The organism is Bradyrhizobium sp. ORS 375 (assembly GCF_000239775.1).
In the GTDB taxonomy this organism is placed as follows: Bacteria; Pseudomonadota; Alphaproteobacteria; order Rhizobiales; family Xanthobacteraceae; genus Bradyrhizobium.
The window spans coordinates 1-11,939 of the sequence record NZ_CAFI01000465.1; the positions used below are offsets into that span (position 1 = coordinate 1).

12 protein-coding genes are annotated in these 11,939 nt (G+C 66.2%); 7 read left to right on the forward strand and 5 right to left on the reverse strand.

Annotated features, from left to right (window positions below):
* Positions 1-166: 166 nt before the first annotated feature.
* Positions 167-1,276, forward strand: coding sequence for an ATP-dependent DNA helicase (locus tag BRAO375_RS31735; RefSeq protein WP_009031523.1), 1,110 nt, complete (start codon positions 167-169; stop codon positions 1,274-1,276).
* 325 nt (positions 1,277-1,601) lie between these two features.
* Entirely contained in the window at positions 1,602-2,726 is a 1,125-nt protein-coding gene (ppk2, locus tag BRAO375_RS31740; protein ID WP_009031524.1) for a polyphosphate kinase 2, read from the forward strand.
* A gap of 1,155 nt (positions 2,727-3,881) precedes the next feature.
* Here the strand turns inward: ppk2 and BRAO375_RS31745 are convergent.
* Positions 3,882-5,564 carry a caspase family protein gene (locus tag BRAO375_RS31745; protein ID WP_009031525.1) on the reverse strand — a complete coding sequence of 561 codons (1,683 nt, stop codon included), beginning with the start codon at positions 5,562-5,564 and terminating at the stop codon, positions 3,882-3,884.
* 244 nt (positions 5,565-5,808) lie between these two features.
* On the opposite strand from BRAO375_RS31745, the gene msrA reads away from it, so the two are divergent.
* The 3 genes from msrA (at position 5,809) to BRAO375_RS31760 (ending at position 7,722) form a co-directional block, all read left to right on the forward strand.
* Positions 5,809-6,525 carry a peptide-methionine (S)-S-oxide reductase MsrA gene (gene msrA / locus BRAO375_RS31750; RefSeq protein WP_009031526.1) on the forward strand — a complete coding sequence of 239 codons (717 nt, stop codon included), beginning with the start codon at positions 5,809-5,811 and terminating at the stop codon, positions 6,523-6,525.
* Positions 6,526-6,608: 83 nt separating this feature from the next.
* Positions 6,609-7,034, forward strand: coding sequence for a peptide-methionine (R)-S-oxide reductase MsrB (gene msrB / locus BRAO375_RS31755; RefSeq protein WP_009031527.1), 426 nt, complete (start codon positions 6,609-6,611; stop codon positions 7,032-7,034).
* A gap of 403 nt (positions 7,035-7,437) precedes the next feature.
* A complete protein-coding gene (locus BRAO375_RS31760) occupies positions 7,438-7,722 on the forward strand; it encodes a hypothetical protein (RefSeq protein WP_175345403.1) in 285 nt (94 codons plus the stop codon).
* Between the two features lie 88 nt (positions 7,723-7,810).
* Here the strand turns inward: BRAO375_RS31760 and BRAO375_RS31765 are convergent, their stop codons facing one another.
* Entirely contained in the window at positions 7,811-8,362 is a 552-nt protein-coding gene (locus tag BRAO375_RS31765) for a DUF4112 domain-containing protein (RefSeq protein ID WP_009031529.1), read from the reverse strand.
* 63 nt (positions 8,363-8,425) lie between these two features.
* On the reverse strand, positions 8,426-9,385 hold the full coding sequence (locus BRAO375_RS31770) for a helix-turn-helix transcriptional regulator (RefSeq protein WP_035643247.1): 960 nt from the start codon (positions 9,383-9,385) through the stop codon (positions 8,426-8,428).
* A 254-nt stretch (positions 9,386-9,639) separates the two neighbouring features.
* On the opposite strand from BRAO375_RS31770, the gene BRAO375_RS31775 reads away from it, so the two are divergent.
* Both BRAO375_RS31775 and BRAO375_RS31780 read left to right on the forward strand, forming a co-directional pair.
* Positions 9,640-9,885, forward strand: coding sequence for a hypothetical protein (locus BRAO375_RS31775; protein ID WP_009031531.1), 246 nt, complete (start codon positions 9,640-9,642; stop codon positions 9,883-9,885).
* 21 nt (positions 9,886-9,906) lie between these two features.
* On the forward strand, positions 9,907-10,170 hold the full coding sequence (locus tag BRAO375_RS31780) for a GCG_CRPN prefix-to-repeats domain-containing protein (protein WP_009031532.1): 264 nt from the start codon (positions 9,907-9,909) through the stop codon (positions 10,168-10,170).
* A 23-nt stretch (positions 10,171-10,193) separates the two neighbouring features.
* Here the strand turns inward: BRAO375_RS31780 and BRAO375_RS31785 are convergent, their stop codons facing one another.
* Positions 10,194-10,631, reverse strand: coding sequence for a DUF5413 family protein (locus BRAO375_RS31785; protein ID WP_009031533.1), 438 nt, complete (start codon positions 10,629-10,631; stop codon positions 10,194-10,196).
* Positions 10,632-10,685: 54 nt separating this feature from the next.
* A partial coding sequence (locus tag BRAO375_RS31790; RefSeq protein ID WP_052536169.1) for a hypothetical protein occupies positions 10,686-11,939 on the reverse strand: 1,254 nt, incomplete at its 5' end.

Below are 11,939 nucleotides of genomic sequence, written 5' to 3' on the forward strand. Positions count from 1 at the left end.
CCCCGCAAGGGGGGGGCGCACCGTCCGGGTCGCACGCGCTCGGCTTCCATGAACAATGATCGCGCCAGCGGCTGCATCTCTTCCTGATCAGCGCTTGATCTCTCCCCGTCAGCCCTTAGGTTCACGGAATGTCCCGAGTCGCGCCGCGGCTCCTTCCCCGTGAGCCATGACCACCTTCTCCCCGCATCAGGATTCCGCCCTCAAGGCCGTCGCCGACTGGCTCAAGGACAAGCCCGGCCGCAACGGCACGCCGCAGGTGTTCCGGCTGTTCGGCTATGCCGGCACCGGCAAGACCACGCTGGCCCGCCACATCGCCGAGGGCGTCGATGGCGAGGTCAAGTTCGCGGCGTTCACCGGCAAGGCGGCGCTCGTGATGCGCAGCAAGGGCTGCGACAACGCCTCGACCATCCACTCGCTGATCTATCGCGCCCAGGAGAGCGGCGAGGAGCAGCCGAATTTCGAACTGTGGGACGATGCGCCGGCGTCCAAGGCCAAGCTGATCATCATCGACGAGTGCTCGATGGTCGACGCCGATCTCGGCCGCGACCTGCTCTCGTTCGACTGCCCCCTGCTGGTGCTCGGCGATCCCGCCCAGCTGCCGCCGGTCAAGGGCGGCGGCTTCTTCACCGACAGCGAGCCCGACGTGATGCTGACCGAGGTGCACCGCCAGGCCCAGGACGATCCGATCGTGCGGATGTCGATGGATGTGCGCGAAGGCAACACGCTCGACATCGGCCGCTACGGCGAGAGCGAGGTGGTGGAGCGCCGCGAGCTCGATCCGTCACGCGTGATGGAGGCCGACCAGGTGCTGGTCGGCCGCAACGCCACCCGCCGCGCCTACAACAACCGCTTTCGCCAGCGCCTGGACATCGAGGACGCGCTGCCGGTGGCCGGCGACAAGCTGGTCTGCCTGCGCAACAACCGCAAGAAGGGCCTGTTCAATGGCGGCCTGTGGCGGGTGAAGTCGCGCGCGACCTCGAAGTCCAAGATCGTCACGATGCGCGTGGCGCCCGACGAGGATTTCGGCCGCAAGGTGACGAAAGTCTCCGTGCGCGGCGAGTGCTTCGCCGGCGGCATCGAGGACATTCCGTGGGAGCAGCGCAAGCCGTACGACGAGTTCGACTACGGCTATGTGCTGACCGTGCACAAGTCGCAGGGCTCGCAATGGGACGACGTCGTGCTGTTCGACGAGAGCTTTGCCTTCCAGGAGAGCCGCGCCCGCTGGCTTTATACCGGCATTACGCGGGCCGCGAAGCGGCTGTCGATCGTGGTGTGAGCCTGTCGCACTACTGATACCACACCCCTCGTCATTCCGGGGCAATCGTCAGAGCGCCCTTGCGCTCTGGCGATTGAACCCGGAATCCCGAGCTTGTTAGCAACGAACGCAAGACAATCTCGAGATTCCGGGTTCAAGGCCTGCGGCCTTGCCCCGGAATGACGGGGGTTCGGCTCAAGACCAATTTGACCAAGAACGGTATCGCCCTGCTCTGTTCCCGCAACAGCCTGCGACCCGTTGATCCAGGTCAACCTGCCGCACTGCGCTTGGCGGATAAAAATCGATTCACATCTCTGCACGACACCAACAGGCGGGGCGGAATCGCATGGCAAAGAAGACCACGAAAGGCACGGCTTCCCAGGGGGCGCGCACCAAACGCGCGAGCGCGCGGGCCAATGTCGCCCGCCGACAATCCGCCGCGAAGCTCGATCCGATCGCGCAGTCGCTGATCGACGAATCGACGCAGGCGGCGCAGATCACCGAGCTGTCGGCCTTCGAACGCGTGCTGAACGGACCGCCGGCACTCGATGCCGACAGCGCGCCGGTCAAGGCGATGCTCGACGGCGCCTCGCCTGATGATGCCAAGCTGATGAAGGCGCTGATCGACGGCAAGGCCAAGCGCGACAAGCGTCACACCTCCGACGAACTCGCCGACAATTGGCGCCAGGGCGGCTATCCCTACAAATACCGCATGTATCGCAAGGACTATGAGGAGCAGAAGTTCATCCTGCAGACCGAGCTTTTGAAGCTGCAGAACTGGATGAAGGACGCGCGCCAGCGCCTGGTGCTGCTCTTCGAGGGCCGCGACGCCGCCGGCAAGGGCGGCACCATCAAGCGGTTCATGGAGCATCTCAATCCGCGTGGCGCGCGCGTCGTGGCGCTCGACAAGCCGAGCGACGTCGAGCGCGGCCAATGGTACTTCCAGCGCTATGTCGAGCACCTGCCGACCTCGGGCGAGATCGTGCTGTTCGACCGCTCCTGGTACAACCGCGCCGGCGTCGAGCGCGTGATGGGATTCTGCTCGCAGGCCGAATATGACGAGTTCCTGCGCCAGGTGCCGGAGTTCGAGCGCAACCTCGTGCGCAGCGGCATGCATCTCATCAAATTCTGGTTCTCGGTCAGCCGCGAGGAGCAGCGCCGCCGCTTCAAGGAGCGCGAGGCGCATCCGCTGAAACAGTGGAAGCTGTCGCCGATCGACACCGCCTCCCTCGACAAATGGGACGACTATACCCGCGCCAAGGAGGCGATGTTCTTCTCCACCGACACCGCCGACTGCCCGTGGACCGTGATCAAGTCCGACGACAAGAAGCGCGCCCGTCTCAATGCGATGCGCTGCGTGCTGCACTCCCTCCCCTATGCCGGCAAGGACGTCTCGCGCATCGGCCATGTCGACGACCTCATCGTCGGCCGCGCCAGCGTCATCCACGAACGCGAGGAGCATGCCAGCTGAGCGCGGCGCGGTCCAATCCCCACGGCCCCGCTCCCGTAGGGTGGGCAAAGGCGCAATCCCGCGCCTTCAACCGGCACGATCGCAGCGGCGCCGTGCCCACCGTCTCACCGCGACCACGCCGCCCGATGGTGGGCACGCCGCCGCGTTGCGGCGGCCGCTTTGCCCACCCTACGATTCAGCTTGAGTGGCGTCGCCCGTTGTCAGCCACGGCGTCATTGCGAGCGCAGCGAAGCAATCCAGAGTGGTGGGCGGGACTCTGGATTGCTTCGCTGCGCTCGCAATGACGAAGAAGGGTTCGATACCAATGAACTGATTAGTTCCTGACGGCTACAAGCGTTCATGACAGATCCTGTCGCGCTGCGCATGACGCGGATCTCGCAATCGTTCGCGTAGCGGTGACATCGTCTGAGTGTGCGCTGCGGTTCCCTTTTGCCCGTCGGGTTATTTTGTCGCATCCCGACGGGCCTTGTGCCGTCGGGCAAATCACTGGCACCTTTCCGCGCATCCCAGCCCGCCAGGAGGGGCGCTTCGCGATCGTCACGAACGTGGGGCCGGGGAGGCGATGGACGCGACATGCTGCAGCGGGCGAAGGCCTGCGGACGAACGGCATGGCGCGGACGGCGAAAGCGTGTGGTCCTGGCCTCCCGACGCTGAGGCCAAGCCGGCGGGGATGATGATCCGCCGGTGACGGGGGCAAGACAGCCGGTCCCCGGGGAGAGCACGTATAAGCGTTAACACCATCGCGCAGGGAAGGCCGGGATGATCCGGCTGAACCTGTGGTTCTGCCGCGTGCTTATTTGCTGCACGCGGACCATGGGTGTCGGTCGGCACCCGGCCTTCCCTGCGCCCTCCGATATCGGAGGGACGAGGATCAAGCATCGCTCGGGCTCGATGGGCCGCGAGAACGAGCAGTCACGTCTGAAACAGTCGTCATGTCTGGCCAGGTCGCGCCACAACTAACAATGTCGTCCCGGCGAACGCCGGGACCCATACTCCGCGGCGGGAGTGGTGGAGGCGACATGGCTGACATTTGCGTACCAAACCACGGCCGGTGGTTATGGGTCCCGGCGTTCGCCGGGACGACAGCGGAGGACGGCGCTGATGTCACCTGTTCAATCAGCATTGGCGCCAATAAGGCTTTCTGCCCACCGCCCCTCACTCCGCCGCGACGAAGAAGAAATCCTCGCGTCCCGGCGGCGAGCCGTAGGTGAAGGGTTGCTGGCGTCGCTTGGTGGCGGCCCAGACATCGTCGCGGACGATGTCGAACAGCTTGCGCACCTCGATGCGCGGCTCCTTGATGGTGCGGGCGAGCGCGGTGGCGAACGGGCTGTTGCCGCCGTCGCCGTCGAGCGCGGTGGCGCCGTGCTTGGCGGCGTAGACCACCATCATGCCGGCGCCGGGCTCGATGTTGGAGAAGCCCTTGTCGACCAGCTTGAGCGCCAGCGTCTGCTTCATGCCCGGCGCGAACGGGTTGTCGCGGCAGGCATCCAGGATGACGAGGCGCAGCTTGCGCGCCGCGCTGACGGCGGCGAGCACCTGCTCGAGCGCGACCGCCTCGGTCTCGGCATCCTTGTCCGCCGCGAGCTTCGCATCCGTCGGCACCAGGTAGTTGACGCCGCCGATCTCGAAGCCATGTCCGGCATAATAGACCACGGCCCAGTCCGCCTTCTCCGCCTCGGCCTCGAAGCTGCGCAGCGCCTCGAAGAACTTGTCACGCGAGAGATCGTTCACCAGCGTCACGGACTGGAAGCCGGTCGCGCGCAACGTGTCCGCGATCAGCTTGGCGTCGCGCGGCGGGTTCGGCAGCGGGCGCACGGATTTGTAGCCGCCATTGCCGATGACCAGCGCGACGCGTCGGACGGTTGGCGCTCCGCCCGGCGTCTGCGGCGTGAGCGCCGCGAGACGGTCCTGCGCCAGCTTGCGGGCGCGCGCGACCTCGACCGGATCGAAGGTGGTGAGCGCGAACGCGGCGGCGCGATAATCCGCGCGGGCCTGGGCGAGATTGCCGCGCTTCTCGAACAGCTGGCCCCGACCGGCATGGGCGCGGACGTTGTTCGGGTTCATGGCCAGGGCGGCATTGAGATCCTTCAGCGCCGCGTCCAGATCGCCCTTGCGCAGATAAGCGTCGGCGCGCCCGGTCAGGGCATACTGGTTCTTCGGCGACTTCTCGATGACGCCATTCCAGCTGGCGATCGCCTCCTCGATCCGGCCCATCGCGGTCAAGGCGTCGCTGCGATACACCGCCGTCACCGGCGCGGCCGCATCGATCTTCTCGGCCTGCTCGAGATCGGCCAGCGCGCCGTCATAGTCGCCCATCAGGATGCGGACGCGGCCGCGATTGATGTAACCGAGATACAGCGCCGGGGCGGTGCGGACGGCGGCATTGAAATCGTCGAGCGCGCTCTGCAGCGCGCCGCGGCGCAGATGAATGGTGCCGCGGTTGTTGTAGGCGAGCCCGAAGTTCGGCCGCTTCTGCAGCGCGGCGTCGTAGTCGGCGAGCGCCAGATCATCCTTGCCCTTGCGCTCGTAGACATAGCCCCGCCGGTTCAGGATCATGATGTTGTCGGCGTCGGCGGCGATCGCCGCCGTCAGCGCCTCGATCGCCTTGTCGTCCTCGCGCTTGTTGATGGCGACCACGGCGCGAATGTCGAGCGCGTTGGCGAGGTCCTTGCCGGTCAGGTTGCCGCCGTCGAGCAGCCGCTCGCAGGCCACTGCCCGCGTCGCCAGATCCGCCTGTCGGCTGCGACAGACGGCGAGATCATCGCTCAGAACGGGGCCGGCCAAGGCGGGGATGGCAGAGCAGAACAGCAGGAGAAGCGTCGGCAGGAGGCGCGGCATGGCCAGGATGGATCTCGCGTGGCGGACGGGTCGAGCGTTTGTCGAACGAATATCGTCGCGGTTCGGTCAAGACCAGGGGCGAAAACCCGGATCACGACGTCTCCGCAAAGCGCCGGCCGTTCACGCAGTCGTGTGGGGGCCTCTGTAACGCCCGTAGAGCAGCGGCGTATCTTGCAGCAGAGGCCGGACCGGGCCAGTGTTTCGGCCGGCAAGACGAGATCGACAACCGAAACGAGGATCGAAGATGCGCCTCACCCGCTCCCTGTTCCTGAAAACGGCCGTGCTCGGTGCAATGGCGGCCGTCGGCATCCTGGCCTGGCAGCCTCTGCACGCCGCCGAGGAAGCGGTCGTGATCCCGCCCCCGGCGCTGGATCAGCCGGCTGGCGATGGCCTCGAAACGGCTGTCGTCGCCGGCGGCTGCTTCTGGGGCGTCCAGGGCGTGTACCAGCACACCGCCGGCGTGGTCAGCGCGGTGTCCGGCTATGCCGGCGGCACCAGGGCCACGGCCGACTATCGCACGGTGTCGAGCGGCAGCACCGGGCACGCCGAGTCCGTGCAGATCAAGTTCGACCCGAAGAAGGTCTCCTACGGCAAGATCCTGCAGATCTTCTTCTCCGTCGTGCACGACCCGACCCAGCTGAACCGCCAGGGCCCGGACTCGGGCCCGCAATATCGCTCGGCGATCTTCACGACGTCGGAGGCGCAGAAGAAGGTTGCCGACGCCTATATCGCCCAGCTCGACAAGACCAAGGTGTTCGGCAAGCCGATCGTCACCAAGGTCGGCAAGCTCGAGGCGTTCTACCCGGCCGAGGACTATCATCAGGACTACCTGACGCTGCACCCGAACCAGCCCTATATTGCCTATAACGACCTGCCGAAAATCGACAATCTGAAGAAGATCTTCGCCGAGAACTACATCGACAAGCCGACGCTGGTCAGGGACGCCAAGGCGACCAATTGAGGCGACCAACTGAAGCGATCGGGCGAAGCGGACGCGATTAATGAGAAGGGCGGACCATTCGGGTCCGCCGGAGGAACAAGACGATGAGCGACACCAAGACGAGCGCCCCCCGGACCAGCGACAAGGTCGTCAAGAGCGAGGCCGAGTGGCGCCGCGAGCTGACGCCGATGCAGTACGCCGTGCTGCGCGAGAAGGCGACCGAGCGCCCGTTCTCGGGCGAGTACGAGCATGACCACCGTGCCGGGACCTATGTGTGCGCCGGCTGCGGACAGGCGCTGTTCGAATCCGATGCCAAGTTCGATTCCGGCTGCGGCTGGCCGAGCTTCACCCAGCCGGCGAAGGAGAGCCACATCGACGAGGAGACCGACACGACCCACGGCATGGTCCGCACCGAGGTGCTGTGCTCGAAATGCTCGGGCCATCTCGGCCACGTCTTCCCGGACGGCCCGGGGCCGACCGGACTGCGCTACTGCATCAACTCGGCGGCATTGAAGCTGAAGCCGCGGTGACCCTGCGAACCCGCCCTCCGGTGCCGTTCCATTGACGGTATCCGGGGGCCGGCGGACCCCGGTCGACGCACTGAGCGGGGGCAAAATCAGTCACAACGCGCCAGAATTTCGCTGTGCGCATGAAGCTCCCCTGCATTCACAAGTTGCAGAGCAATTAAGTTGTTGAAAAAATAGGATATTTCAAAAGCCTTGCGGCGAGCGCAGATTTACGATGTGACCCGGCAGGATTCGCATTTCTGTCAAATCGGCCTATATTAGGGGTCGTAACTGACATGCAGGGCTGGGCCGCCTGGAGCGGCAAGATGACCGCCCTCCACACCCGCAATCGCTGGCGTCATTGCCAAGCTTGATCGTTCGAAAGCTCGCGTCAGCGCTCTTAGCCGACAAGAAGAGGTCTCAGACCATGCGTCCAATGCGTCCGTTCAACTTCAACACCTCTGCCGAACTGTTCCCCGCCGCCATTCGCAAGAAGAAGCGGGCGGGCTTCGCCTATCGGCGGTTCGGCACCGCGGCCGAGGCCGTGCGCTTCGCCATGGAGGAGTTGCCGGCGGACTCGCTGAATGGCGCCTATCTGCAGGTCGAGGAAGCCCGGTTCGACCAGAACGGCATCCGTACCCTGTATGAAAGCGAGGCGTTCCCGCTGCCGCGCCGCGAAGCCGAGAAGGCGCCCGACGCCGATGCGGCCTGACGGCAGCCAGACCAATAGACGACACCCTGCCCCGCCCAGTGCGGGGCAGTTTTTTTCTGGGAGCACTTTTATTGGCTTTTGCCGCCGCTCACCGCGGCTGCGTATCCAGCCACCGCCGCAGGATCTTGGCGTTGCGCATGTTGGCGCGAAACAGCACGTCGAAGGCGTCGCCGGCCACCGGCACCATGCCGATCACGCCCTCGACCGCGACATTGCCGAGCATGCGGGTGATGACGTGCCAGGGCGCACCGAGCGCGCGGGCCTCGCGCACCAGCCACAGCGACAGCGCGGTGGCGATGAGGTCGCCGACCACCGGGATCAGGCCGATGATGCCGTCGATGCCGTAGCGGATGTTGGTGCCGGGCACGACGAAGGCGACATCGAGCAGCTTCGCCACCGCCTCGAGCCGGGCGATGCGCTGCTCGCGGGTCAGGTTGCCGAACGGGTTGGCGCCCTGGAAGTCGAAGCGGACGCCGCCGGGTCCGACGAAGGCGCCGTTGAACGAGGACTGGAACGCGCCCTGCGGGATCTCCCGTCCGTCCTGGTCGATGATCGGCCCACGCGCTTCCCTGGCGTCGAAATGCGCCTGCGAGGCACGTCCGGAGGCGCGGCGGGGCGAAGTGGGACTCTGGTTCTGCATGGCCATGAGATGGCAACGCGCGAGGCGGGACACAAGTTGCGTCGAATGGCCGCCGCGCGCCGCCTAGCGCCCCCGCGCGCCGGTGGGGGTCAGCCCGAAACGGCGCCGGAAGCAGCGGTTGAAATAGGACAGGTCGTTGAAGCCGCAGCCAAAGGCGATGTCGCTGATCCGGCGCTCCTCCCGGGACAGCAGGTCCATGGCCTTGCGCAGGCGCAGCTCGTTGAGGCGCGCCGAGAAGCCGGCTCCGGCCTCATGGAGCAGATCGTTGACGTAACGCTCCGACAGGCCGGCGGCGATCGCAAGCTTCTGCGCCGAGAAGTCCGGCTCGGCGAAACGCTCGTTCAGAATCGCGAGCACGGCGCTCAGGCGAACGCTGCGCAGGCCGCCGCGCCGGGCCGCGTGCATCACATCGCCGCGAACGCCGAGGCCGAGCGCCACGAGGTCGAGCAGATGCTGCGCAATCGCCATCCCCGCTTCATCTGCCGCGCCGGGGCGGGCGAGCAGCAGCTCGCTGTAGTCCATGGCGAGCGACAGCGCCCCGCCCGGCTCCAATTCCCGTCCGACAAGGTCATCGACGCCGGGCACCATCGAGCGCAGCGTCATCATCGGCAGGTGCACGTTCACGAAGCGCTTGTGGCTCGCGCCGTCGGCGCTGAAGAACGGCTCGTCCAGCTTCAGCAGCACCATGGCGCCGGGGCGAAGAACGAACTCGCGTCCGCGATGCACGACCATCGCCTCGCGGACGCCGGTGTTGCGCGCCAGGCAATAGCGATCGTCATTGGTTGCCAGCACCTGGCGCCGCTCGCGCCGGACGCGCGTGAACGTGCCGTCGCAACGGCCGAGAAGGGTCGTGCCGATGTGAATGGCGTTCATCGCGGCGCGAAACGGCACGTCATCGGCCGGATCGAGCTCGCCGGTGTTGGAGAAGTGCTCGAACAATTCCGCAAAGCACAAGAAGCGCTGCCTGTCGTCGAGCTCTTTCGGCAGCATATCGGTCGACAGCATTTTCCTGACAATGGTCATCGCAATCGGACCCGAGGCGAGGGAAATTCTGCGGGATCAATCTGGCAGGCAAGGGATGAACGACCGCTGAAGCCAGCCATGCTCATTAGGACGGGGCGGAAGCGCCGATCAGTCCAAGTCGCCGGCCCGTTCATGCCAATGAGTCCAAGACGGCGACAACTGGTTCAAATACCGATTCCGATGGACGCACGCCGAAATGCGTTGCGGCCATCACCTTTCAAGTCGAACAGCTATGAGTGCGAGGAGAGATTGAGATGACCTTATCTTCCGCGGCCCGCAAGCTTGGCCTCGGCGCCGCCCTCACCATCGGCATCGGAATCGGCTATGCGCTCGGCGCGCAGCCGCACATGACTGCGAGCGTCACCCTGCTGCAATCGGCGCGAGCCGAGCTGGCTCAGGCGACACCGAACAAGGGCGGTCACCGCGAGCGCGCCATGGGGCTGATCGACCAGGCGATCGCAGAAGTCCGTGCCGGCATCGCCTTCGCGGCGGGCGGCTAAGTCACACCAGGGAGATCATCGATGCGTACGACGCTCAAAAGCCCGCTGCTGCTGGCAAGCCTGATCCTCGGCATCCTCACCACCGGCGCATCCGCGATGCCGCTGGCGGCGATCGACACCGGAACGAACCCTGAGGTCATTCAGGTCGCCGGCGGATGTGGCCGGGGCTGGCACCGGGGGCCCTATGGCGGCTGCCTGCGCAACTTCGCCAACCCCGCAGCGCACGCCTGCCCACGCGGCTTCCACATCGGACCCTACGGCCGCTGTCGCGGCAATGGGAGATAGCGCGATCGGCGCATCCGATCGCGCTACGCCGTCGGCGGCTCAGCGATGGCCGCTGGCGGCGTCTCGTCGACGAGTTTGTGCACCAGCCAGGAGGACACTGTCGCCGGGATGAAGCCGACGAGGCCGTACAGGACCCACTGCAGGGCGCCGTTTTCAGCGCCGTGCGATGCATAGTTGAAGCCGGCCAGCAGGAACGCGATGCCGCCGACGATCAGCATCCGCAGCACCGGCCCGATCCGCCTGACGTGGAACAGGATGTCGTCGATGGCGCACATCATCAGCGCCGGCAGGAAGCCGAACAGATAGCTGAACTGCAGCGAGGTGACGAACACCTTGAACAGCTTGGCGACCTCGCCCGGATTGGTCTCAGTCCAGTAGCCGGACATGTAGGTGGTCACCAGCAGCAGCGCGAAGCCGCCCAGTGCCGGGCCGACGGCCACGAAGATCAGATAACGCTTCATGCCACACCTCCTGCCTCGCTCATCCGCCGAACGCGCGAAGCACCTGCCGTCCGGTCAGTCTCCCCACACCGCGAACGCGTCGTTGAAGGCGCGCTCGCCGGGCGCTCCCTTCTCGATCGCGATGATCGCGCGGCGCTGATTGCTGTAGACCAGCGGAACGTCGAACCAGGAGCGCTCCTTCAGGAGCTGCACGTTGCGGGTCCGGTCGGCGTCGACATTGGAGAGGCCGACCAGGAAAAATCCGTCCGTCACCTTCACGGCCAGACCCGCCAAGGGTGTGCCGCGCGCCTGCTCGTTGGACTTCATCAGGATGCCCGGTACATTGCCGACGCCGCCGCCGGAGAAATCCTGCGGCAGGATGAAGGTCAGCTCGGCCGTGTGGCTCGCCGGCAAAGAGGTGTCGGTGTTGCGGCGGAACGACATCGTCATCTTGAACTTGCGGTCCGGAATCTCGATGTCCGCACGCACGGCGATGTCGGCCTTCTGCGTGCCCGTCGCCTTGATCTGCTCGGTGCGCCAGACCACCGACCCGAGATATTGCTTGCCCTTCGGATCGCCCGGATCCTCGTCATACAGCACGACCTTCTGCGCCACCGGCGCGATCTGGTCCGAGCTCGGCGACTGGCCGACGCGGTCGGTGATCTTGGGCTTGCTCAGCGGCGCGCCGGTGTCCTTCGGCGCCTCGACCGTTGCGGTCGACTTGAACAATCCGGTCACGGCCCCGACCAAAGGCCGGCCCCACAGGATGCCGGCGCCGACCAGGATCAGCAAGACGCCGGCGGCGATCGCCATCTTGAACGGGAAGGTCGAGCCGCTGCGCTCGGACTTCTTCTTGACCTCGCGCTCTCCAGCCGCCGCCCTGGGACGGGCCGAGGCGGTGGCCGGCACCGCATAGCGCTCCGCCTCCTGAACCGACTCGTCATAGGAATAGGCCGGCTCGGCGGGCAGTGGCGGCCGATCATCGTCGCCCTCGAGGCGATCGAGATCGGTGGCCGGAACATTGGCGTAGGTCTTGCGCGCGGCGCGGTTGGCTTGGGCCGTGGCCTTGCCGAGATCATCGACATCGGCAGTGATGTCCCGGAAGCCGCGCATCGACGGCGTTGCGGCAGCCGGGCCGTTGGTATCAGGCGCACGGCGCGGAGCGGCCGGACGCTCGCGTACCGGCGGTGGCGCGTCGGCGCCAGCGGTCGGGATCGGCTGAGGCCGCCCTGGCCCAGCTGGAGTTGCAGCGGGGGCTGGCGCCTCGGGCCGTGGCGGACGCACCGGCTTGGCTTCCGCCGGCTCGGGGCCGAGAGGCGGACGATCGTT